Source organism: Xanthomonas sp. A1809, from assembly GCF_017746015.1.
GTDB classification, from domain to species: domain Bacteria; phylum Pseudomonadota; class Gammaproteobacteria; order Xanthomonadales; family Xanthomonadaceae; genus Xanthomonas; species Xanthomonas euvesicatoria.
Map to the genome: position 1 here is coordinate 1 of NZ_JAGHWZ010000005.1, position 24,068 is coordinate 24,068.

Annotated in this window: 20 protein-coding genes, 2 tRNA genes and 1 pseudogene; 2 read left to right on the forward strand and 21 right to left on the reverse strand. The window is 56.1% G+C overall.

The genetic code is table 11. The annotated features are described in order from the left end of the window. Positions 1 to 96 precede the first annotated feature (96 nt). The 13 genes from J7396_RS06395 to uvrB all read right to left on the reverse strand — a co-directional run bounded on the left by J7396_RS06395 (position 97) and on the right by uvrB (position 13,894). Positions 97 to 2,550, reverse strand: a complete 2,454-nt coding sequence (locus tag J7396_RS06395; RefSeq protein WP_209261193.1) for a VirB4 family type IV secretion/conjugal transfer ATPase — start codon at positions 2,548 to 2,550, stop codon at positions 97 to 99. Positions 2,551 to 2,650: 100 nt separating this feature from the next. Continuing rightward, a complete protein-coding gene (locus J7396_RS06400; RefSeq protein ID WP_005914227.1) occupies positions 2,651 to 2,962 on the reverse strand; it encodes a VirB3 family type IV secretion system protein in 312 nt (103 codons plus the stop codon). Continuing rightward, a complete protein-coding gene (locus J7396_RS06405; protein ID WP_184420023.1) occupies positions 2,955 to 3,371 on the reverse strand; it encodes a TrbC/VirB2 family protein in 417 nt (138 codons plus the stop codon). The genes J7396_RS06400 and J7396_RS06405 overlap by 8 nt, the downstream gene beginning before the upstream one ends. A 57-nt stretch (positions 3,372 to 3,428) precedes the next feature. Then, positions 3,429 to 4,259 (reverse strand): lytic transglycosylase domain-containing protein, encoded by an 831-nt coding sequence (locus J7396_RS06410; RefSeq protein WP_033478369.1) that lies wholly within the window; start codon positions 4,257 to 4,259, stop codon positions 3,429 to 3,431. A gap of 62 nt (positions 4,260 to 4,321) precedes the next feature. Then, positions 4,322 to 5,371 carry a P-type DNA transfer ATPase VirB11 gene (virB11, locus tag J7396_RS06415; RefSeq protein WP_005914233.1) on the reverse strand — a complete coding sequence of 350 codons (1,050 nt, stop codon included), beginning with the start codon at positions 5,369 to 5,371 and terminating at the stop codon, positions 4,322 to 4,324. Positions 5,372 to 5,376: 5 nt separating this feature from the next. Beyond that, positions 5,377 to 6,546: a TrbI/VirB10 family protein gene (locus J7396_RS06420; RefSeq protein ID WP_008571004.1), complete on the reverse strand. Its 1,170-nt coding sequence runs from the start codon at positions 6,544 to 6,546 to the stop codon at positions 5,377 to 5,379. Continuing rightward, positions 6,543 to 7,310 (reverse strand): TrbG/VirB9 family P-type conjugative transfer protein, encoded by a 768-nt coding sequence (locus J7396_RS06425; RefSeq protein WP_008571003.1) that lies wholly within the window; start codon positions 7,308 to 7,310, stop codon positions 6,543 to 6,545. The genes J7396_RS06420 and J7396_RS06425 overlap by 4 nt, the downstream gene beginning before the upstream one ends. Further along, positions 7,307 to 8,338 carry a type IV secretion system protein gene (locus J7396_RS06430; protein WP_008571002.1) on the reverse strand — a complete coding sequence of 344 codons (1,032 nt, stop codon included), beginning with the start codon at positions 8,336 to 8,338 and terminating at the stop codon, positions 7,307 to 7,309. The genes J7396_RS06425 and J7396_RS06430 overlap by 4 nt, the downstream gene beginning before the upstream one ends. Before the next feature lie 125 nt (positions 8,339 to 8,463). Beyond that, entirely contained in the window at positions 8,464 to 8,874 is a 411-nt protein-coding gene (locus tag J7396_RS06435; protein WP_005914237.1) for a TcpQ domain-containing protein, read from the reverse strand. Positions 8,875 to 9,206: 332 nt separating this feature from the next. Further along, on the reverse strand, positions 9,207 to 10,880 hold the full coding sequence (locus tag J7396_RS06440) for a type IV secretory system conjugative DNA transfer family protein (RefSeq protein WP_209261194.1): 1,674 nt from the start codon (positions 10,878 to 10,880) through the stop codon (positions 9,207 to 9,209). 36 nt (positions 10,881 to 10,916) lie between these two features. Next, positions 10,917 to 11,159 (reverse strand): hypothetical protein, encoded by a 243-nt coding sequence (locus tag J7396_RS06445; RefSeq protein WP_014090502.1) that lies wholly within the window; start codon positions 11,157 to 11,159, stop codon positions 10,917 to 10,919. A gap of 540 nt (positions 11,160 to 11,699) precedes the next feature. Continuing rightward, a tRNA-Val gene (locus J7396_RS06450) sits at positions 11,700 to 11,774 on the reverse strand. Between the two features lie 98 nt (positions 11,775 to 11,872). Further along, entirely contained in the window at positions 11,873 to 13,894 is a 2,022-nt protein-coding gene (gene uvrB, locus J7396_RS06455) for an excinuclease ABC subunit UvrB (protein ID WP_008570998.1), read from the reverse strand. A 140-nt stretch (positions 13,895 to 14,034) separates the two neighbouring features. On the opposite strand from uvrB, the gene J7396_RS06460 reads away from it, so the two are divergent. Beyond that, positions 14,035 to 14,577 (forward strand): GspH/FimT family pseudopilin, encoded by a 543-nt coding sequence (locus J7396_RS06460; protein ID WP_008570997.1) that lies wholly within the window; start codon positions 14,035 to 14,037, stop codon positions 14,575 to 14,577. 46 nt (positions 14,578 to 14,623) lie between these two features. Here the strand turns inward: J7396_RS06460 and J7396_RS06465 are convergent. The 7 genes and pseudogenes from J7396_RS06465 to J7396_RS06495 all read right to left on the reverse strand — a co-directional run bounded on the left by J7396_RS06465 (position 14,624) and on the right by J7396_RS06495 (position 21,516). Continuing rightward, a tRNA-Asn gene (locus J7396_RS06465) sits at positions 14,624 to 14,700 on the reverse strand. Between the two features lie 58 nt (positions 14,701 to 14,758). Continuing rightward, positions 14,759 to 15,169 carry a type IV pilin protein gene (locus J7396_RS06470; protein WP_008570996.1) on the reverse strand — a complete coding sequence of 137 codons (411 nt, stop codon included), beginning with the start codon at positions 15,167 to 15,169 and terminating at the stop codon, positions 14,759 to 14,761. Further along, positions 15,169 to 18,879 (reverse strand): pilus assembly protein, encoded by a 3,711-nt coding sequence (locus tag J7396_RS06475; protein ID WP_209261195.1) that lies wholly within the window; start codon positions 18,877 to 18,879, stop codon positions 15,169 to 15,171. The genes J7396_RS06470 and J7396_RS06475 overlap by 1 nt, the downstream gene beginning before the upstream one ends. A 9-nt stretch (positions 18,880 to 18,888) precedes the next feature. Beyond that, positions 18,889 to 19,460: pseudogene (locus tag J7396_RS06480) on the reverse strand (PilX N-terminal domain-containing pilus assembly protein). Next, entirely contained in the window at positions 19,457 to 20,434 is a 978-nt protein-coding gene (locus J7396_RS22775; protein ID WP_343237463.1) for a PilW family protein, read from the reverse strand. The pseudogene J7396_RS06480 and the gene J7396_RS22775 overlap by 4 nt, the downstream one beginning before the upstream one ends. Next, complete coding sequence (gene pilV / locus J7396_RS06490) at positions 20,431 to 20,883, reverse strand: type IV pilus modification protein PilV (RefSeq protein WP_306460192.1); 453 nt, start codon at positions 20,881 to 20,883, stop codon at positions 20,431 to 20,433. The genes J7396_RS22775 and pilV overlap by 4 nt, the downstream gene beginning before the upstream one ends. Positions 20,884 to 20,904: 21 nt before the next feature. Continuing rightward, complete coding sequence (locus tag J7396_RS06495; RefSeq protein WP_306460193.1) at positions 20,905 to 21,516, reverse strand: GspH/FimT family pseudopilin; 612 nt, start codon at positions 21,514 to 21,516, stop codon at positions 20,905 to 20,907. A gap of 188 nt (positions 21,517 to 21,704) precedes the next feature. Here J7396_RS06495 and J7396_RS06500 point away from each other — a divergent pair, with 188 nt between their 5' ends. Next, positions 21,705 to 22,649: a histidine kinase gene (locus J7396_RS06500; RefSeq protein WP_223866254.1), complete on the forward strand. Its 945-nt coding sequence runs from the start codon at positions 21,705 to 21,707 to the stop codon at positions 22,647 to 22,649. On the opposite strand, the gene ppnN is transcribed toward J7396_RS06500, so the two are convergent. Further along, a complete protein-coding gene (gene ppnN / locus J7396_RS06505; RefSeq protein WP_209261196.1) occupies positions 22,631 to 24,016 on the reverse strand; it encodes a nucleotide 5'-monophosphate nucleosidase PpnN in 1,386 nt (461 codons plus the stop codon). The genes J7396_RS06500 and ppnN overlap by 19 nt on opposite strands. Between the last annotated feature and the right edge of the window lie 52 nt (positions 24,017 to 24,068).

The following is a 24,068-nucleotide window of genomic DNA, read 5'->3' on the forward strand; positions in this document are numbered from 1 at the left end:
GAAAAATGTCTGAACTTGATTGTCATGGTGTTCTTCGCCTCCTGTGACACAAATGAAGATGGTGCGGTGTGAAACTGCTGCGATTGCGTTGGCTGGCTATGCATCTTCAACCTCCTTGTCCTTGGCCGACTTGCGCTTACCGGAGCCCTTGCGGTTGGCATAGAAGTCAGCCAACCACTGCTCCGGCGTCAGCTGGTCGACGGTGACGCCCAGCTTGCCGGCCTTGCCCGCCAGGATCTGGTGCATGATCTCGATATTGTCGGTGGACGAGGAAATCACCGACAGCGCGTCATCCATCCCCCGCAGGTTGAGCTGGCACACCGCCGACGCGTGGCCTTGCTTGACCAGGAAACAGCGCGAGCGCTCATCCAGCGACACCACAACCTGGTATTCGGCGTCGGTGAGCTTGAGCCCTTCCATGTAATCGTCGCGGCTGGCATTCGGGTTCGGCAGCAGGATCATGGTGGCCGTCTGCTCGATCAACGCGGCCGCAATGTCGCTGGCCAGCGCATCTTCCGGGCTCTGCGTGGCGAAAATCCCTAGGCCGTTCTGCTTACGGATGGTCTTCTGCTTGTTCTTGGCAAATTCCTTCAGGCCACCCTTGCCGTCCAGGATCTTCCAGAATTCGTCCATCACGTAGATCAGCGGGCGGCCGTCGATCAGCGCTTCCAGGCGGTGCAGCAGGTAGTTGATCACCGGCACGCGCACTTCGGCGTTGTCGATCACGTCGGTATAGTCGAACCCGATGATCGACGCCCGCGTCAGGTCGATCGTGTCCAACGGATTGTCGAACACCCAACCGAGCGAATTGCCAGCGGTCCAGCGGCGCAGACGCGCATACAGACCGTCGTCGCCCATGTTGGGCAGACTCTTGCGGAAATTGCTCATGCTGCGCAGGTGCATCGGCGTGTCCAGCATGCCTTCCACCGCACGATAGATATCTTCTTCCTCGCGGGCGCTGTATTCGGCCTTGCCGCCCAGCACCTTGATCAACTCGGCCAGGAATTGGGTGTTGGCTTCATTGCGCTCGCACTGGAAAGGATTGAAGCCAGTCGGCGAACCATTTTCCAGCGCTAGGTAGTTGCCACCGCACGCGCGCACGAAGATCTCCGCGCCGCGGTCCTTGTCGAAGAAGAAGATGGTCGGAATCGGGTCGAACTTCTGCACCTGACTCAACAGGAAGTTGATCAGCGCCGTCTTACCGGTACCCGACTTACCGATCACCATCGTGTTACCGATGGCCTTCTCACCCAGCGAATTTTCCGACGGGTGCGTGGCGTGGAAGTTGAAGTAATACGGCTGGCCGTTGGTTGTCTGCAGGGTGGTGACGCAGTCACCCCATGGATTGTTGTGCTGCTTGCCCTGGGCAAAATTGTGCAGCGGCGACAAGCCAAGGAAGTTCAGCGAGCTCAGGTTGGCGATGCGCGTACGGAAGCGCCAGTTGCCCGGCAGCTGTGCATAGAACGACGAGGCGATCGCAAGATCTTCCTTGGCCGAAACGAAGCCGGCATTGGACAACTCGGCTCGGGTGGTTGCGATCTGCCTCGCCAGCTTCTCCTGGCTGTCGGCATAGACCGCCAATGTGAAATGGTACTCGCCGAGCACGAAGTTTCCTGAGGCAACATCGTCCATGGCGACATCGAGATCGCGAATCTGGGTCGACGATTTGTCGCCCGAAGAAACCATCATCCCCTTGGTGCGTTCCAACACCTTCAGCGCATCGTGTCGTCCGACCGGGCTGAACGAGTGCGTCATGACGTATTCGAAGTCCAGGTACTTCAGGCCATTGAGAATGCCCGGATAGGTTCCATCCGCATATTCCTTGATATTCAAGATAGCGCCAAAGTGATTGATTCCGTCTGGAGTACGAATGACGAAATCGCCGGTCTTGTTGGCAAACATGTGCTTACTGACGGGCAAATACGCGGGCACCGGAGCTGGCAAGACCGGCACAGGCTCATCGATCCGATTCAACAAGTAGCCCAGAAACTCCAATGTCTCGGAGAAAACCACGCCATTTTTGGCCTCGTACATACCGAGACGGTACGGAGCATAGTCCTTGAGCACGGCTTCGACGTTAGTAGCCAGTTCGACAACCTTTGCGACAGCCTGTTCTTCCTCGGCGCGAATCTTATCCGGGTTCGCGGATTTCTCCACCAAGCGACGCCCCGTGACTACAGGCCGGTAAATCATGCTGAAATACAGCTCGTTCTGCATGATCTTTTGCGATGAAAGTGCCGTGTAATATTCGTCAGACAGATTTTGATTGAATGCCTGCTTGAAACGTCCGCCTGTGCCGATTCTGCGCCGACGCCGTACATCGTGGACCCAGAATGCAACGTTAGCGAAATCCGGGGCGCGGAGGGTCTGCAAAAGACGGTTAAACGTGTTATGCCGCTGCTCGAGCTCGAACTCGTCTCGCCCCACGAACGGCAACCCGCCCAGATGCCAGATCAACAGGTAGTCGCCGGCGGTCGTCTTGACGACGGACGGCGCAACATGCGTCGAGATGGAAACAAACTCGCTGATCGGACTGTCTGGGCTGAACATGGTCTTACCAAATTTAGAGAGGAAGCATCACACCAAGCGACTATCGCAAACACCAACCCCACGCGGGTTGTCTGCGTGGGGTTGGTAAACGGCTACGTGCTCATCGCGATTTTCCCGGGGGATTCTTGCGATATTCATTTGGGCTAAAGACCCACATTCCTGAATAACGCTGAAGGTTTCGCGCACGCATTCGGAACAGCCAGCGTAATCCCAGCAACCTGAAAATCATCTCATCACGCTTGGCCATCTGCTGCATGGCAAAGATGATGACCGGAATGGTCAGCAGGTACCAAAGATTGATGTACATCCCCAACAGCAAGCCACCGCCCGCACCAATGAAGAAGGGGATGTAAGGCACCCCCAAAAACATGGCGGGGCGGGTGCATCCGCGGAAGAGTACGTCTTTATGCATAGTACTGAGCGATCTGCACTAGCGAAGCGCCGATTCCCGAACAGTCTCCAGAATTCGATTCTTTGTTCTGCAAGATCATATTGGCGATCTGACCAGCGGCGCCAATGAGTACGCCACCGATGAGAATGGGCGAAACTTCTGAGATGCGCTTGTGTGCGAAGGCAATCTGGTAACCCGCCACGATAACTGCGATGGTGACGACCGCGATCGAACCCATATTCAGCAGCTTCGTCACATTGTTAAGAAAGCCACAGACACGTGTGTCGGTACCACCCAGGCTGTTACCACCCGTGGTCGCGCCAGCACCACCGGCCACTACCAACAATGCGGTAAACACCAATGCCTTCATTGCCTGCGCGCCAATCATTTTGGCGTCGGCGACTGTTTTGTTGTCGATTTCAAACTTCATGTCTAACTCCTTGGGAACAGAGGGGGTCCAGCAGCCATATCCTTGGCAATTTCCATCCTAAAAAACGAATGCACTATCCACTTGCGGAACTGTTTGCGGTGCTCGCTGCATAGAAACGGGTGCAGATTGGTCACTCGGCGTCGAAGCCTGCGGACCGGAAGCCGGTACCGCCACCCCACGCCCCTGCCCCGTTGCCTTCACCACATACAGCTCGTTTTCTGCCGGAGCAGCTACAGGAGCCACAGACGCTACCCGACTCGGCGAGGAATACGCTGTTGCAGGCTGAGATAGCATAGGCCCTTGTGGTGAAGCCGCCGTGTGGCTCGCCCCGGAAAATTCCTGAATGCGGCGAGCCACAATCGCGTCTGCCAACTCGGCTGCAGCCTGTCGCAGGGGATTTGCAGGCTTCAATTGCACCTGGCGGGTTGGCACGACCGCGATGGGCTCGGCGCCGGAAGACGCGACCGACTGACGAATGGAGGCATAGATCTTCTGCACGTAGCCATGCTTGAAGCCGGTTTCAAAATTTCCAGAGTAGTAGCAGCTAAACGACTTTCCCCAATTGGCGCCAGAACGCGAGTGGCATTCGGCCAGAATCTTTGAGGCAGCGACCAAGTTGGGGCATTTGTCGAATGCCATCTCATAAGTCGCCAAGCCGTACTTCTGCAGGTTGTAGCGATTGACCTGGCCTAAACCCAGCGAAAAGTTGTACCCCTTCTGCTCCAGCATCTTCGCCGTGGCGACCGCTTCAGCCAGACCGCGTGGCTCGCGCACCAGGCGTCCGCCAACGACACCAATGGCATAGGGATTACGCGACGACTCGACACGGACAACGTGCTGCATTACCTCGCCGGGGACGGCCAGTCCAGTGCACCCCATCAGTTCCATGCCAGGCAACATGTCAGTACTCCTTCCAAAACCAGATCAAAATCAGCGACGAACTCGATGCCCTAGCCGCCGCGCAGGGTGCGAAGAGGATCGAAATCGATACCCGTGATGAAGCGCCGTCCAGCGTGCGCCTTGATGTGAACCACGATGTCGATGGTCATTCTCAACAGACGTTTGATCACCTCGAACTCCAGACCGGAGCCCTCATTGGAGGCCTTCACCATCAACGCAAGCTGGTCCCAGGTCTGCTCAACACTTCCGGCATGGCAACTGGTGATGGAGCCAGGATGGCCCGACGCGCAGTTACGAATGAAGTAGAACGACTCATCGCCGCGCAACTCGGCAAGGATGATGCGGTCTGGCTTCATACGCAGGCAGGCCTCCATGCAGCTCTTAGCAGTCACGTTGCTGGCGCTTTGACCGCCCTTGGAATAAAGCAGGTGCACAGCGTTCGGCTGACTAATGAATAGCTCCCTGGCGTCCTCAATCGTCACCAAGCGCTCTTCGCTTGGAATGTGATTGACCAGGGCCTTCATGAAGGTGGTCTTGCCGCTACCTGTCGCCCCAGCAACAACGACGTTTTTCTTGTAAAGCACGCACTTCTTGAAGAACTCTGCGTAGTCGCGCTTGCGGCGCAGCTCAAGCAGTTCCTGGTCGTGATCGCTGACATCCGCCGATTGCTCAAGCACTTCGTCGAAGAAACCGTCGTGCTTGTACTGCTCCAGCGACTTTGTGTGCTTCGAAGGAAGTCGGATCGTAATGGACACCTTGCCCGCATCGCAGGCGGGCGGCATCACGAACTGCGCACGTTGCCCGGTCGGAAACGTTAGCGACACCACAGGGTCGGCATCGGTGATTCGTTGCCCGGTGTTGCTCTCATTGACGACCGCCGTACAGAACTGCCGAGCGCGGTCGTAGGTGAGGGATGGCACGTCGACCCGCTGCCATCCATGGATCGTTTCCAGGTACAGCTCACCAGGACGATTGATGCAAATTTCGGTCACGTCAGGCGAATTCAGATAGTCCAGGATTCCCAGCACGGAGTACTGGTAGTCCAGAAAGTCGTTCGAAATGCGCGCTGTCGGGGAGTCATCGATCGTCATGGCAACCATTTCATTCACTTCGGCAGGACAGCCGAGAAATCGACGTCCTTGGCAACGTAGACGTTCAAAACCGTTCCTTGGTTGATCGTCAGTGTGGCAGGACGACGTCCTGATTTTTCAACCGCCTGCTCCGCAAGCTGCTGCATGCTACGTGCGGTATTACTCTCGAACGGCTGCTGGGTAATGATGCCGGAGCCCACGCCGATTGTTGTGGTCTCGGGGCCATATTCGGCCGCTGCGTACTTGAATGCGTCGCTCAGCAGACTGATGAATAAGGCTGAAGCAATCTTGTTACCCCAATGCGCATTGTAGTTACCCGGATGACCGGAGCTTCCAAGCGTATCGATGCCTGGACCCATGAGCGTGACATCCAAACCGGTAGGCGTAGTGACGCGGTCCCAGACGACTTGGAGACGATGAGAGGTCGGTTCACCGGCGCTGTACTGACCCAGCATCTTGGACCCCTTCGGAAGAAGCAAGTTATGCCCATTGATGGAGTAGACCGGCTCGGTGACGATGCACGAGGTGTAGCCGCCGAAATCGGAGATGATGCGGGTCTCCAGGATGCAGCGAATATAGGTCCCGCGCACCAACAGACCGTCCGGGTTGCTGATCGGCTTGGCCAGCGTGACCGGGCCATCTTCCTGAGCAGGTGCAGGCTGTGCCCCAAGTTGACCAGGAACCCCGCCGCTATTTGCAGCAGACTCAGCAAGGATGCGACGCTCCAACAGCGTCGGGCCGCGCTGACGTTCCGGTGCGGAGCTGACCTCTTCACTATTGTCGGTCGGCATTGGCGGCAGTGGCGGCAAACTGGGCTGCTGAGCTAGCGGGACTGGCGCTTCCTCAACTGGCGCCGTCATGCTCTGCGGCAACGCAGGTGCCACCACCGTCTCAGTACGTGGCTTCGGAGGCGCGGAATCCTCCCCGCTTTGTGTCGCTAGCCAGAAGATTGCGAGAATCAAAAGAGCTGCAATGGCTGCGAGAAACACCAGGGCCTTGCGATTAAGTCGCTTGATGTCGCTCGATCTTAAGATCGGCTCATTGGCATCCAGGTCCGGTTCTGCACTGGCCTGCTGGCGCGCGAAGTAAGGATTGTTGCGCTCGTTGTGCTCGCCGTTGCGCTGCTCATCCCCGCCATGGTTCTGGGTGCGCTCATCAGGACTGTTTGGAATATTCGAGTTCACTTTTGCTTGTTCCTTCGCAGACCGACGACGTTATCGCCATGACGAACCACCAGGAAAGGGTAGGTTCCGTGCACGATCAGAGTATTACCCTCTACCGTCGTATTAACGAGAAAATCTTCGGAGTGCTCTTTCTCGCGAGCGAAGACCGCAGGAAAATTTCCAGTCGGAAAACGCGTCAGATCCATATTGATATAAGTGAATTTACCATCATCGTAGACACGACTCGGAATCAACCAGGATTTCTTGGTTCGTGTCGCATAATCGTAATCGTAGTAGTAACGGCGATCCTTCAAGATTTTGGCATTCAACAGCGGGCCGTTCTTCGAAGCATCCGCATCCTCGACATTATTGAAGCTCGTGTCCTTCGGGTAGGTAAATACAACCTTATATTGGACACCCGCTTGCTTCGCCTGCTCAAGACGTTGCCAATCTGTTGCCACTACCTTGAGCTCAAGAATATAAGAATGCGTCGCGGTACGAATCATCATGTTCGTATCGACATCGACGTTTTTAGGCTTGAGATAAAATACATTCTCTCGCCGCGTAAGCTCCCATCCGCCGGTGAAACCGGTGCTGTAATCAAGAATTTTTTCGTTCGGACTCAGCTCCACTTGAGTGGTAATGCCAAGGCCTGTGCGCACCTGATAGATACGGTCCGGTGCATACTCATATTCCTGGACCACCTGAGCAGCTGCTGACAAAGCACACAGCGCAAGTGGTAGCGCTGACAACAACGCAACCCTATATCGGTTAAAAAGTTTCATCGACCACTTGCTCCATTGACATTCTTGGGCATCCCTTGGGGTTGCATTGCAGGCTGCGCTTGCAGCTGACCGGCCGGCTGCATTTGATCAGGAAATGCTGGCTGCGCCTGTTGCTGAGGCGCGCCACCTTGCTGCTGCATGCCTTGTTGCAGCGGAACGCCCCCCTGAGGTGCAATGGTGGCACCTGCTGCATTTGGATCGGTCATCCCAGTCATCGGCTGCTGCATTGCCTGCTGCTGCACTGCTGCCTGAGTTTGAGCATTGATGACCGCACCAGCGGCTGGGGCAACGGGCAGCGCGGAGTAATCATTATCTACGCGGTAATCAGTGACCCGGAAACCCAGGGGATTTTCAACCCTCAGGCTATCGCTCATCTCAAGATTATCCTGGTAGACGAACCCCATCGTGGCAATTTTGTTATCCAGTAGCGTCGAAACCGTGGAGTTCTTGTCATAAACGGTTCGCTGAAAGCGCACGGTTGCCCCGGTATATGCCTTCCCATTGCCACCAATCAAGGTGATACTCAAAATATTGACGCGAATTGCACGGAGCTTGCCGTACGTATTCAGCGGCCTCGACGGATTGTTGGCAGAATGCAGCGCGCGATATTCACTCACGACGTTTGTTGCCCCCATTGCCGAGACTGTGTTCCAGTCACGCTGGCCAATAATGGAAAGATCAAACGACTCACGCGCAATAATGAAACGCGCGATATTGCTACGCGCCAGCGCCTCGCTGGTACTGATTGTTCGACCACCAAAGTTGGGCTCAAGCTTGGCGATGGTGCTAGTACCCGAATACGCATCTGCCATGACGAGATATGGCACTTTCTCCTTCAACGGCAGCATGTAGTAGTAGCCACCCGCCGTCATGACGGTGACCAGCATCGACAGCGTCGCCACGATCCAGGCACGCTTTTCGCTGCGGCGCGCGAGGTCGGCAATGCTGACCTCATAATTCACCGCTTTTTGGACGGCCGCACCCACTTGGGCGGAACCGTCCTTTTCACTGACCTTCTTACGCAACATGTCTAGATCCGTCACCGTGGGGCCTTGTCAGGCCTGAAACCATTGCCGCAACGCGTCGCGGGTACTTGAGAAGGTAGGAACACCGCCGGCTCCATGCCTGAAAGGCATCGAGCAGGAGGCAGCCCTTAGAGCTTGGCGCCAGACGACACCGGCACTGGTTGGACCAGCAACTTGTTGGCAGAAACCGACACCGAAACTCCTTGGGCTGCGTACACGGCACTCAGCTCGGTTGCGGCCTGTTGGACGCTGGTCGTGCTGATTGCGGAAACCGGCCCGATCAAGGTGTAGTCCGATGGCAAGTTGTAGGACAGCTGCATATTGGAATCCGCAGCCCAGCGTTCCAGCATGGTCTTCAGCGTACCGTCCATGGGCGTGGCCTGATACGTGTACGAGGTGTAGAGCGGAATTTCGGTGGGCGCCTCGTCAAAGTGGTTGACGTGCTTCCAACGACCACCAAAGTCAGGAGCAGGCTTGGTCGCGCACGCGCCTACCAATGCTGCAGCCACTAGCACCAACGACAGCTTGGACACATACATCGGATTCACTCTGACTTCTCCAACTCATGAAATTTCGGGCTTAAGACGGACAGCACTAAGCCTCCGCGCACCAGTGGGTACCGGAGGAAACGTGTTATTGATGCGTTTCTCGCGGCTCTACCACCCGCTGGGTCGCCCCAGTTGCGAGTGCGTGCTGCCGAGAAAAATGAATACGCTGATAAACCATCCATAGCCTTACTCCAGTACGGCCCATCCGGCGCCGCTCCCCTACGACCATCTATCTACACCGCAGATTCTTGCTAACTTTGCCCTTAACAAGCAGATCCGTCAAGAATTGCACACCAGGCACCGCACTGCAAATGTGACATCAATCACACTTTAATGGTAAGCGTTTTCACTTCAGTTTTTGGCAGCAAGCGCGCAGTGAAGTAGCGATCCTCGTAGTAGCGAATCTTGTCGCACTTCACCGGATGCGGGATCCCCTCGTACAGGAACACTTCCTTCTCGTTGCCCATGGCCTTGAGCTCCTGGGGCAACATCAGAGCCCGCCGCTCTTCTGACACGCTATGGGTGGTCTCCCGCCCTCGGGTGACGTTCTTCTTCTTGATGGTGGTGTAACCCAGCATCTCGGAGTAGTCGTTGGCGTCCTGCTGTTCGCGCGGCGCGTAGAGGATCTGCAGGGCGTGGTTGGTAATGATGGTGCGTGACAGATCTTTGCCGTAGGTTGCGTCCAACTGCGCCATGCTCTGGATGATGGGCAGCAGGCGGATGTTGTAGCCGGCCATGTAGGCTACCGCGGTCGCGATGATGTCCACCTTGCCGATCGAGGTGAATTCGTCCATCAGCAACAGGCACTGATATTTGAGCTCAGGGTTGGACTTGGGCAGTTCGCGGGTATTGAGGTTGATGATCTGGCTGAAGAGCAGATTGATGATCAGGCGGCTTTCGGCCAGCTTGTTGGGCTGGATGCCGATGTAGATGGTCATCTTCTTCTTGCGAAGGTCCGTGAGCAGGAAGTCGTCCGCACTGGTGGCGGCGTCCAGCACCGGATTGATCCATGCATTGAGCGGCTCCTTCAAGGTGCCCATGATCGAGGCGAAGGTCTCATCCGCCTGGGAGAGCATGTTGGCAAAGGCCGACTTGGCGTTGCTGCTGAGGAACCGCCGCTCGGACAGCGACTTCAGATATTTCTTGAGATCGGTACCGTCGCCCGAGGACAAGCGATAGATCCCGCCTAGCGTGGGCGCCCCTGCCCCACCCGGGAAACCGAGCGACAGCTCCTCGTCCCAGTTCTCGAACAGGTACAGCGCGAATGCCATGAACGCGTTGCGCGCTTGGCTGACCCAGAACTTCTGGTCGTCGGAGCCGTCCGGGTACAGCATCGCCGCGATGCTCATCAGATCCGAAACGCGGAATGCGGGGTCGTTCGACACATAGGTCAACGGGTTCCAGCGATGCGTGCGACGGTCTTCGGCGAACGGGTTGAACAGGAAGACTTCGTGGCCCTGACTGGCGCGCCACCCGCTGGTCAGGTCGAAGTTCTCCTGCTTGATGTCCAGGACGACGATCGACTCTTGATACTCCAAAAGGTTCGGGATCACGACACCGACACCCTTGCCCGAGCGCGTCGGCGCAGCAAGAATCACGAATTGCTGGCCGCTCAGTCGCACCAGCTTGCCATTGAACTTGCCGACGACAATGCCGTTTCCGGCGGGCTTGAACAGCCCATGCTTGGAGAGGTCGGCGGCGCCAGCGAAGCGCGCGTCACCGTGCAGGGCGCGCGCCTTGGGCTTGACGATGAGCACAACGACAATCGCCCAGACCAGCACCGGCAGGCTGAATCCAAGCGCGCCCGCAATCTTGATCTTGGTCGCGTAAGGCGCCACTTGGGGCAACCCAAGCGCGCTGAAATAGCGGTAGTAGGTGTCCCACCCGTACAGACCGGTGTCGAGCCGCAGCAACAGCAGGGTGAGATAGCCAGACAGGCAGTATCCGACTAGCACCGCCACCAGCGTGGCAATTGCGATGATTTTGGGTTTGGACATGCGCCCTTCTCCTTAGGCTTGCATCACGATGGCGGGCTAGCGACGCACGATTGGCTTATGGTCGACAAGCTCGGACTTGCGCCCGCCGCTCTCGCTCTCCACCAGCGAATCGATCCAGACCTTGGCCTGGTCCAGGGACAAATCCGGCGTGATCCGCGTACCCGCATCGGTCACGACGGCGTATGCCACGACGGCGTCGGGTGCGTACACCTCGTCACGCGTAATCGCCACAACACGATATCCGCCCCTGGTCAGCACGGTGTGCTGGTATTCGTCCATCGCCAGCCTTCCTTTCCGTCAGCGCGGTGGCGATGCTAAAGCAAGACGTGTGATGGTGAAAGCGGTATCGGCTAACTGGGCGGCGGTGGGCCGCGCTGACCCGCAAAACAGCCGCACTGAACACTTATTTCCCACACCCGAGGCACTTTCGGTGCGCTTGGGAGGAAGAGAGCGGCATTGGGAGTTCGTCCATCTGGGGGCGATACGCCCATGGCATCGCGCATCGTCCGAAACGTGCAGATCAGACAGAGGGCGCGGCACCTTTCGGCATCGCCGCGTACCTGGCTGGGGACGTTTTGACCGAAGACAGCCAACATCCATATGCGAGCGACATGCTTCAACATTGCCAATCGATACGCAACGCGCAGGCAGGCGGGCAGAGATGAAAGCACAGGAAGGCCGTGATTCCAGTAACGCAGACCCGAACTGACACATGCCAAAGCTGCAAGAGCTTTTGCGTTGGGTCACTTTGGGGGTCAATGGCAGACGTCGCTGCCGATCTTGAAACCACTCAAGCCTCTGTACCATCTGGACTTAGAGTGGTGGGCGGTACAGGGTTCGAACCTGTGACCCCTACCATGTCAAGGTAGTGCTCTACCGCTGAGCTAACCGCCCGAATCCTGCGTCAGCATTGCGCTGTGCAGGGCGCGCATTCTAGCGCAGGGTTTTACCGACCACAAGTCCTATCGTGTCTGCAGGGCGAGCCATCCGCCCTATCCCAAGCTGGCAGCCTTCAACTTCTGGATCTGGTCGCGAATCTGGGCTGCGGCCTCGAACTCCAGATCCTTGGCGTGCTGGTACATCTTCTGTTCCAGACTCTTGAGCTTGCCAGCGATTTCCGCAGGCTTCATGGCACGGTAATCGGGCGTCTCCTCTGCGACCTGGCGCGATTTCGAACGGCCCTTGCCCGACTTCTTCTCGGCCGCATCGTCGCGCGCGCCTTCCATGATGTCGGCGATCGGCCGCTCGACGGATTTCGGTGTGATGCCATGTTCCAGGTTGTACTCGACCTGCTTCTCGCGGCGACGATCGGTCTCGTCGATTGCCGCCTGCATCGAGCGCGTTATCTTGTCGGCATACAGAATGGCCTTGCCGCGCAGATTGCGTGCGGCACGGCCAATGGTCTGGATCAGCGATCCGGTCGATCGCAGGAAGCCCTCCTTGTCGGCATCCAGGATGGCCACCAGCGAGACTTCCGGCATGTCCAAACCCTCGCGCAGCAGGTTGATGCCCACGAGCACATCGAACTTGCCCAGGCGCAGGTCGCGGATGATCTCCACGCGCTCGACGGTGTCGATATCCGAGTGCAGGTAGCGCACCCGAATCCCGTGCTCGCCCAGATACTCGGTGAGGTTCTCGGCCATGCGCTTGGTCAACGTGGTTACCAACACGCGATCGCCGAGCTTGATGCGCTCGTGAACCTCGGACATGAGGTCGTCGACCTGCGTACCAACCGGACGGATCTCCACCACCGGGTCGATCAGACCGGTTGGGCGCACCACCAGTTCCGTGACTTCGCCGGCAGACTCGCGCACCTCATAAGGCCCCGGCGTTGCCGAGACATAGATGCTGCGTGGCGAACGCGCCTCCCACTCTTCGAAACGCAAGGGGCGGTTGTCCAAGGCGGACGGCAATCGAAAACCGAACTCCACCAGCGTCTCCTTGCGCGAACGGTCGCCCTTGTACATCGCGCCGATCTGCGGAATGGTCACATGCGACTCATCGATGACCAGCAGCGCGTCCGGCGGCAGGTAGTCGAACAGGGTCGGCGGCGGCTCGCCGGGCGCCTTGCCGGTGAGATGCCGCGAGTAGTTTTCGATACCGTTGCAAAAACCCACCTCGGCCATCATTTCCAGATCGAATTGCGTGCGCTGCGCCAGACGTTGCGCCTCGACCAGCTTGTTCTGCGCGTAGAGCTGTTCCAGGCGTTCTTTCAGCTCTTCCTTGATGGTGTCCACCGCACTCAACGTGCGCTCGCGCGTCGTGGCGTAATGGGTCTTCGGGTACACGGTGTAGCGCTGCAACTTGCGCAAGGTTTCGCCAGTGAGTGGATCGAACAAGGTCAGCTGCTCGATGTCGCCATCGAACAACTCGATGCGCAAGGCTTCGGTATCCGACTCGGCCGGGAACACATCCAACACCTCGCCGCGCACGCGAAAGGCACCGCGCGTCAGTTCGAACTCGTTGCGGGTGTATTGCAGATCGGTGAGATGGCGGATCAACTGGCGCTGATCGATGTGCTCCCCAACCGACAGGATCAGGCGCAGCGATAGATAGTCCTCCGGCGCGCCGAGGCCGTAGATTGCCGACACCGTCGCCACCACCAGCGAATCGCGCCGAGACAGCAAGGTCTTGGTCGCCGACAAGCGCATCTGCTCGATGTGTTCATTGATCGAACTGTCCTTCTCGATGAAAGTGTCCGACGACGGCACATAGGCCTCCGGCTGGTAGTAGTCGTAGTAGCTGACGAAGTACTCGACCGCGTTATGCGGGAAGAACGACTTGAACTCGCCGTACAGCTGCGCCGCCAACGTCTTGTTAGGCGCCATCACCAGCGTCGGCTTCTGCACCTGCTGGACCACATTGGCAATGGTGTAGGTCTTGCCCGAACCGGTCACCCCCAACAGCGTCTGTTTGGCCAGCCCAGCCTCGAAGTTGGTCACCAACTTGTCGATGGCGGCAGGCTGGTCGCCCGCTGGCGAGTATGGGGATACGAGCTGAAAACGGTCGGTCATGGAGCGGATCTCGGGGGGAGGCTGCACGAATTTACGGAGGCCAGCATCGGTAGAACCCTGACAGCCACGCAAGGAAAGACAGGGTTACCTGGCAAGCAACCAATGTTGAGACTGCTTGCTCCACTTCAAGGAGACGCGCAATGGACGCAGCAGGCTATTCGAGCGCGAGAGGGTACACCGCAGTCCAGTTGCTCATCGTGATGGCGATCATCGGAATCGGCGCAGCCATCGGCATGCCGAGCTTCAAAAGCCTCATCGAGTGGCAGCGAGCGACCACGCGCGTGCACCTGCTAACTGCGCACCTTGCAATGGCCAGAAGCCTTGCCGTCACCCAAGGCGGGCCTGTCAGCCTTTGCCCCTCCATGGATGGCACACGTTGCCGAACAGATCGCATCTGGAGCCAGGGATGGATTCTCTTTAAGGATCCAGGGCGCGATGGGCATCCGCCAAACGCTGCATCCGTGGTCAGAGTGGAGCAAGACTCCGCCACCGGCGGCATCGATATCGTCAGCACAGCTGGACGATCAATCGTTCGCTTCCTGCCGAACGGCCGCAGCAGCGGCACGAACATCACCATCAGCCTCTGCAGCAACGCCAGGCGACTCGCTGACGTGGTGGTCAACAACTCCGGAAGAGCACGCACTGTGCGCTACACCAGCCCTACCAGCTGCGCAGCCCGATGACCAGGCAAACAAAAAGCCGCGACACGTCGCGGCTTCTTGAACATCTTGGCGCCCGAAGTTGGACTCGAACCAACGACCCCCTGATTAACAGTCAAGTGCTCTAACCGGCTGAGCTATTCGGGCGGGGAGGCGAATCATAGGGGACTATCAGCCAAGTTGCAAGCCCCTTACGGAGCAACCATCACCAACAGTCGGATGCACCACCGGATGCCGAACGCACTCCCTTTTCATCGATGGTTAACGTACCGCAGCTCGTGTCTCCGCTTTGCGCGCCCTTAGGAACCGCACGGATTCTGAAGGCGGTCGCAGTTGGATTACCGTCATAAGAAACTTCGTAGAACGATGAGAGGCCTCCACCGCAAGCAGGAGGCGTGGGCGCCGCTGCGTAAGTCATCTTTGTCGTGTAGTAACGCTCCATGAATTGGGCACGCTCTTGCAGACAAGCAGCAGCAGAAGACCGTCGCGTTTTAATGACCGAATTCTTGTAGCTCGCCATTGCGATTGCGGCAAGGACACCAACGATCAGCACCACAATCATAATCTCGATCAGAGTAAAGCCCCTCTGACGTCTCGTCATTACAGAATAGTTCATCACTCGCTCCTGATCAGCTCACGCCAAGATACCCGCCGCATGCTCAACGCACTGCTGTTAGTACCCAGGCTAACGGTACTCGCATTATCAAGGGCCACCTGCATGATGTTACCGACAAAAATCGGATTATTGGGACTGCTATTCATCCCCAATCCGGAAACCGGACTGCCATTGAGCGTGTCACCCGTACTCGACCCGCCACTACCATCAAGATCGAAAAATGATTGAGGCAAACGCCCACCAGTAAATGGGTTGATCGCCATTACAAAGCCCTTACCACTGGGACTGCAGACATCGCCCGCATCAGGTATGCGGGTTGTGCCGATTAGTGCAGTACCCTGGAAGAAGTTAGGGACGACCATCCGCTCGCCTTGCCTGCCAGACACCGGCGAAATCAAATCCATATACCAGCCATTGATGCCCGGATTTGCCTGATCTTCGATGACACGCGCAGTAAATCCATTTACCGTGCCTTCGCTTAAAATATCAACTGAATTCAAAGTCGAACGATTTGCGATCGCTGCACCACTTCGGTCGACCAATCCGTACCAAGACTGCACATCTTTATTGGATAAATCGCCATCCGAAATATATTTTCCTGTCCCGAAGAACAGCCATGTCAAGCCAGTCGCCGGATCTTTTGCAGCGGTCGGAGCTGCAGTGATTGGCTGAGTCTGACCTCCATATGTCGCGGTAAACAACTTTGTCACCGTTGCAACGGTACCTACCATCGCAAAGCGCCACATATTTCCTTTTAAATCGCCCGCATAGATCCGATCCACGATCGAATTATTCGTGGACGACCAACCCAGCACGCCGGAGAGGCCATTAGCACCCGTTGCACCAGTTGCTATTTCTGTCACGGTCCCCGTCAGAACTCCGATGAGCACCAAACCAGCCCCATCATTACTGCTGTTAGGTCCATTACCTATCATCGTGAACCAAGCACCAGATGCAAGTTGCCCGATGATGGGCTTACCAAGGTTATTGCCCATGGATGAAATTTCGCCCGAAGTCTTATCCCACAATAACGAAATATTCCCCGGGTCTGTGACATCTAATGCAAAAGCGCCCCGACCACCTCGCCCAAGCGTGCCTACAAGCACTGAACGCCAGCGTCCTAATGAGACGTCATAGACATCTGAAACCGTGAGTTCGCCATCAACGTAATAACGATGCTCGTAATTCTGATTTGTATAAGACAGCAGATTAGTCATCGCTCCTTTGGGAACAAACGCAAACCTCTCGGCACCCGTGGCCGCATCGAACGCGTGAAGCATTCCGTCGTTGGCGCCGACATAAATGGTGGCAGATCTCGACGCTTGAGCAGCAGCAAAATTAGGGTAGATCGAGGCCCCCGCAAAAGTAGCGCCCGCATAAAGCCTCGCGTTCGGCGCACCCACATACACAGGCTGTGAATTCACAATATCACCCATGATACCGGTTCGCGTTCGCAGCGTACCACCATTGGCTTTTTCTGATGAACGGTCGCCGCGCAAATAATTTATCTGCGCCTGGCTTGCCGAGGATAGAGGCGTGGTCCCCAGATTGCCAAAGGTAAAATTGGAGAGCAAAGCAGGGCCTGCAAACTTAATTACACGCTGATCCCAGGCGGGAAATGCGCTGTTCGCACTCCAGGCTTGTGTGAGGCCTCCCGTAGCAGGATTCACATCATAGGCAACCATATCTCCACGCCAAGTGCGACTATAAAAAATCGACTGGTAAGTCCTTGCACCAGCTTCAAGCTTAGTCGTATTACTAGCCAACGAAGACCCGGAACCTTTCATTTCATCAATGATGCGCTCAAAAGCACGTTTGAGGCTGGTCACCATCTTGCCCGCGTCGGCAGCTATGTAGTAATTATCCGCACGTTGATAACCCGCCGTGTTATTGACGAGCTCGTTTGTAGTCCACCAGTCTGCGTTAGATAGCGGCGCCGTTCTAGTGGAAGAGTCGTAGCCTGTGGGAACTGTAAACCCACCATACTTAGCAGCCAGCCAGTACTGATTAGTTAGCTTACCCTTGTAATCGCCGTTTTCGACTACGTCAACCCAATGTGTGGATATATTTTGCTGCCCTTGCAAATCAGGACGAAGGTCTGTCGTATGCGCATGATAAGCTAGAGAAGCAATGTAGCCAGAATTTAACAAACCATTAAAATTGGCAGTTGTAGATCGGGAGAATGCAGTTGCCCGAGATTGACCTTCCATTATTAAAATGTTTGTTAACAACTTAACAACATCGACTGTGGTGTCAGCGGTAACTTCAGGAGGCACGCGCGGTGTCGCATCCACAGCCCCACCATTTGCCTCCACGCCGGGAAGATTTTTGTCACTATGCGTGTTGGTATCACCAATGCCCAAAATCACATTTGTCTGACACCAATAAGAAATAGGATCCAGTCCCTTCTGATTCCAGCCGGTAATTACGGGAAAGGCATCTGCCTGCTGATACTTGCCTGTAGCAGTCGTCGCAGTAAAGTTAGAATAAGCGGGAATATCACCCTGTTTTTTAAAGTAACGCAGAGCCGCATAATACAGCTCACTCACGTCATCGTTACTCTTAGTGTTCTTGCCAGTACTCATCTGACCAAACTTATTCAAATAATTGATAACGCCACTATTTGAGATGGTCATTCCTACCGCTGCGGTAGTGGCAGCTGCATCTGCCGTATCCGGATTCTGATAGAGGACGCCGGTAACAGGGTCCCACTCCTTTGCAACGTTGTCAGCCACGCCCTCTTCAGGATTATAGGTTTTTGGACCGACAAATTTCTGCCTCGCTCGCAAAACCCCCGTATCGACGCCATTCCCATCAATATTCAGGTAACCGAAAATACTATACTTTATCCGCTGCGAATACTCCTGAATAAGCCCTTCTGGCTTATAACCCTGAGAGTATTTAACGCAATTATCTTCCAGCCCGGCGGCATTATCGCAAACCTTCACGCGCACACTTAATTCAAAAACCGCGTCCGTGTCGTAGCGATCACACTGACGACCCGTTCGTTCCAAGCAACTTCCGTCTAGCGCATGAACGCTGGGGTTATACTCGTAACGCGGGCCTGTAGCGTTAGTATTTCCACCCAAATCAAGGTCTTGTGTGATCCACATCTTGTTCTGTAGACCATCAATGCGAATCATGACCTTATTCCACTTCGAAGCCATGACGCCAGCAATGACTGTACTACCTGTTACAGTACGACGAGGAAAATTCCCTGTATTTACTCGTTCACCGACTGCTTTCTCCAAAATCGTTGTAGTCGGCGTATCGACTACTCGATATCCACCCGTCATGGCCGAGCGAAAAGGATCAATTGTCTGAGTTGCTGCCCAGTTCAGAAAATTACCGGACCACAACGTGGCATCATTACAACGAAAGGAGGCATCTGGCGCTGGTGATGCTACCGGATAGAAATAACGCTTCGTCTCGTCTGCATCATAATTATATTTATAGCATTTTGCTGAATTAAAATACCCGACATATCGCGATCCAGTCGTAAACCCGCCAAGGTTAGCAACGCTAATTACAGTCGGAAATTCGACTGATGGGACTAATGCAAGATTCCCAGGAACATTACTTCCTACGAAGAGGGGCGACTGCGAAACATCGACTTCAGCGCCAGCGGCACCAGTAAAAGCGATAACAATGCCGGCGACCACTAGTAACAACCGGTCCTTGAGCGTAGATTGACTTCCGGAAGTTTTCATAGCGACGCCTTATTTCACTGTAACGTTGGTTTGCAAAACGACGAGCGCGCGCTGCCCAGCAACAGCTGGATTGACGCTTCTCGCAGTAACGCGATAGTAGTGCTCTAAAGACGTCCCACCAGAACCACCATATTGATTCTGATTAACGCTAGAGTTGAGACTCAGCTGATCCTCACTGGTCCGCTGTCCAAGGTATTGAATATAATACTGCGCCGAGCCAACCTGAAGTTTTTGCACCATACTTGCATCGACCCAGCATTCTTGAGTTCCAGCGGCACAGCCCGCGCCGTTGCCTGTATAGGTATTACTAGGCAGCGCATCGCAACAGCCGCAGTGGGGCAGACATAGCCTGCCACCTGACCCGCACCCGCTGCTGTTTGAATTACTTTTTCGGCTTCACGCAAGGCTCCTTCCGTTGCCTGGAACGCCAAACTGCGATCATACATATTTGCCGACATACGCTCTTCCATCAGCGTACTGCGCAAGACAGCCAAGCCTAGCAACGTCATTACTAGCAGCAACAGCAGCACTACAATGAGCGAAATTCCTGTTTGCTTGTAAACTCCACTACTCCGGCTCATGGGTTGCGATTCCTGATGCTGACGACAGAGGTCATTGTCCGGGTGAGTGGCTGCCCATCCGTACCTACAGAATCTGGTGATCGGACTGTAATGCTTAAGCGAACTGCAAGAACCGAACCCCAGTTGGATACTCCAGACGCATTTACATAAGTCGCGTCAGCGAGAGCGCCACCAGATGCAGTCAGGTACTCAATCTCCAGATCGGAAACATTTTCAGCCACCTCATTGCTTGATATGACCCCATTCGAACCAACCACATCTTGGTATAGGGAACTCCCCCCCCCCCTTGGCGGCGCTTTAACGTACCAACGAACTGCGCGAAGATTGGTGAGGATGGAGTTTCTTTCATATGTATAGCTGTTTGAGCCCGCCACGCAGACGCCCGGCAGACGCCCAAACCGATTACATGCGTTCTGCGAGGCCGAGCTGTAATTAACGCTAGTGCCGGAAACAGTCTGCATCTGAAATATTGCCAATTGCTGGCGATCACAAAGCAGTGCAACGTTTCCGCTCTGAAGCTCCAGAGCGGAGGCTGAAAGCGTGAGAATTTGGGTGGCCGCGATATGGGTGTTTACAGTGGCTCCGCCGGTGGCAGCCTCAAGGATCTGCACGGCATCAGTACCTGCGGATGAGCCGGCCAGCGCTCCATCCTCATAACCTTGCAATGGTTGCGCCCAGTTCTTCCACCACGTGGCAGTAGGCGCCGTTAATACATTTGCGACCGGCAGTGCTTTATCACATGGATTGGCGCCCGCCTCGCGAATATCTCGAGCGATTAGTTCAAAGCCGAGGCGCGCTGTCTCCTGGATTCTACCGACGCCTTCCGTCGCTGCATAAGCTTGGCGATTTGAGAGAAAAATTCCTATTGCCGCCCCTACCACAAGCAGGCCAAGAACCATCGATATCATCAGTTCGATTAAATTAAAACCGCCCTGTGATTTTACGAAACCTACTGAAAAATAATGGCTTTTCACAGTTGAGTCACCGTGGCCACCTGTTGCGCAGTTTCTCCTGCGCCATCCAGGTTTTGAGCGCGACTATCATCCCACTGGATAGTAACTTCGCAGTTACCATCCAAGCAAGCAATAGATCCGCATGTGGACGCGCTATCCCCAAGTGCGCGCTTAAGACTGGCGATCCAGAGAGCCTTATCTCTATCGGGCAAACTGGTCCCCGTCGGCACGTTACACAGCAAGCTACCGGTATTATATCCGCCAATCATTGCAACGTCTCTGTTCGCACGCATTGCATCGAGAATAGTGTACGTCTGCATTACGACCTCGCTACGCCGGAGTGCGCCCTGATTGTTGCGTAAAGCTGTTGTCTGCATAGCGGCAATGCCAAGCATCCCAATCCCCATTACCAAGACGGAAATCATCACCTCAATTAGGGTTACGCCGCTCATTTTTTGTGGTGTAGTCATTTTCATGAGTTTCTGAGTGACTTAAGAGTCCGTAGGTGTAGGGCAAGATGCGCCCACTGCGCGCTCAATTGAGACTCGCCCGCCCCCGCTTATAACAACATTGCGAATGTTTTGAGCTGGGGACGTTGTCGTCATACAGACGGAAATCTTTCCGACTAAAGGAGCTCCTGCGCCTGTTCTTGCGATTCCGTCGGGAGAGAAAGAAATACGGTCATTCAGGGAGTTGACTGCCGGACTAGCATCTACCACCAAGCCTGATCGAATTTGACTTACCCGAAGTACCTGACCAGTCCGCACCACAACTGTGATGGATTGCGTCCAAGCGCCTCCCGTCGCACATGTGCTTCCGTTATCACTTCTGCAGACTGCCACCGTTGAATTCTGCCGAACCGCCTCGGATCGAGCCAGTTGGAGCGCCGCGACCATTTCGTTTGCGCTAGCGGTCAACCTGCTGCTGCGAATCAATGTGCCGAATGCAGGAACAGCGACAGCCATCACGATCGCCAGGACCGCCACCGTAACCATAAGCTCAATCAGCGTAAAAGCAGATTCACGCCTACCAAAGGCGGCCTTGCGAATAAGAGTGCCCATTTGCCCCCCAGATTTCCCCGTGCTGACGGTATCGAAGACCATCTCCACACGCCACTTGTGCCCGACGGGCGGCTTGACGCGACAGGCAAACGGCGCGACTAGCTGTTCTTGCCTTATGATTTGTTATGCCCGAGCCGTCCACTCAGCCCCTGATGCAAGCGCAAAGGGATCCTCTGGAATCTCTCAGCCACCCAGCAAGTCTCCTGTGGGTACTGATAGCAGGAGAGTGCGTGGCAGCGATTTTGGCGATGGCTCCCGGCTACTCTGCAAACCGTTGGGTGTATTTCGGTCTTGCTTCGCTCGGAGTTCAGTGGGTGTCACTACTGACATTGGCAAGCTTGATGGTGTTAAGGAAAGTGCTGTCGGGACGCCATGCGCTGTTGATCGCTTGCACAGCCCTGGCGCTTATGCAGGTTGTGACCCTGGCTGTAACAGCATTGGTGTTCTGGACGCTGGGTGACTATCTACACTTGGGCGATCACCATTGGCGTGCGCTTGCATTCCAGCTTTCAGGAGTAGCGCTGCTGATTGCAATGTTAGGCATGGGCGCCTTGCACAATCATCTCCGGCTACGGCAACTGGCCGTACGTGCAAAACAAGCAGAACTCGACGCGCTGACGGCTAGAGTTCAACCGCATTTCTTGTTCAATACCCTGAACATGGCGGTCGCGCTGGTGCATGCGAAACCTCAACAAGCAGAGCAATTACTCCTAGATCTATCGGAACTGTTCAGAGCAGCATTGGGCGGACCAGACGACGTACATCTTGCAGACGAGATCATGCTAGCCAAGCGCTATCTAGATATCGAATCGTTAAGATTCGGAGCGCGCCTACGTGTTCGCTGGATCCTTCCCGCTCCCCTACCAAACATTTTACTTCCGCGATTGACGTTACAGCCGCTCATAGAAAACGCTGTACACCACGGCGTCGAAGGAACAACCGACGGAGGTGAGATAACAATTGCGGTCATCGATAGCCTGGGCTCGGTCAGAATTGAGGTAAGAAATACGCTATCCAACATAGCGAATGGCAGACCAAATCCGGGCCACGGCATTGGTCTTCCCGCGTTACGCGGCCGCTTGGCGGAGAGCGGCCGCGCGACCCTATCGATTCAAAAATCCGAATTCGCGTTTCTTGCGACCATCAGCCTGACCAATCAAGTCACCACCCGATAACAAGGCCGATAGTCCCCCGAGATCTTCATCCGGCGCTGCTCGACAAAGCCGCGCAGCAGCTCATCCAGGGCCTGCATGATCTCGGGATCACCGTGGATTTCGAAGGGGCCGAATTCCTCGATGCGGCGCATGCCGTCTTCCTTGACGTTGCCGGCGACGATGCCGGAGAAGGCGCGGCGCAGGTCGGCGGCCAGGGCCGGCGCCGGGCGGCCGTGGTGCAGGTCGAGCGCGGCCATCGCTTCGTGGCTGGGCTCGAAGGGCTGCTGGTACTCGAGCGGGATGTGCACGGACCAGTTGAAGTAATACGAGTCCTTCTGGTCCTTGCGGTGCGCGCGCACTCCGTGGACCCCTTCGGCCATACGGCGCGCGACGGCGACCGGGTCGCCGACGATGATCTCGTAGCGCGAGGCGGCAGCGTCGCCCAGGGTGAGGCGAATGAAACGGTCGATCTGCTCGAAGTACGGCGCGGCGATGGTCGGGCCGGTGAGGATCAGCGGGAACGGCACGTCCGCGTTTTCTTCGCGTAGCAGGATGCCGAGCAGGTAGAGAATTTCCTCCGCGGTGCCGACACCGCCCGGGAACACCAGGATGCCATGTCCGATGCGGACGAAGGCCTCAAGGCGCTTCTCGATGTCCGGCATGATCACCAGATGGTTGACGATCGGGTTCGGCGATTCGGCGGCGATGATGCCTGGCTCGGTGACGCCGATGTAGCGGGTATTGTGCTTGCGCTGCTTGGCATGCGCGATGGTGGCGCCCTTCATCGGCCCCTTCATGGCGCCCGGGCCGCAGCCGGTGCAGATATCCAGCCCGCGCAAGCCAAGCTCGTAGCCGACCTGCTTGGTGTAAAGGTATTCATCGCGCGAGATGGAATGTCCGCCCCAGCATACGACCAGGTTCGGATCCAAGGGCTGCAGGATGCGCGCATTACGCAGCTGGCCGAACACGGCATTGGTGATGCCTTCGCTGGTGTCGAGATCCGCGCGTTGCGCTTCGAGCTCGATGGCCATGTAAGCGAGGTCGCGGACGACGGCAAACAACAGTTCGGCCACGCCGCGGATGATCTCGCCATCGACGAAAGCCATTGCCGGTGCGTTGATCAGATCGATGCGGATGCCGCGATCCTGCTGATTCACCTGGATGTCGAAATCCGGGTAGAGATCGCGCGCAGCGCGCGGGTCGTCCGATGCGCTTCCGCTGGTCAGCACGGCCAGCGCACAGCGGCGCAACAGCTCATGCATGCCACCGCTGGATGCATCGCGCAACCGGGGCACTTCTGCCTTGGACAACACATCCAGACCACCACGCGGGTAGATCCGCGCATCCACCACCGGCAGCGCCCGTGCTGCCGTACTGCTGAGTTCCATAGCATGCTCCTGTCGTATGCACGGAACTTTAGCGTACTCACCCGCACAAAAG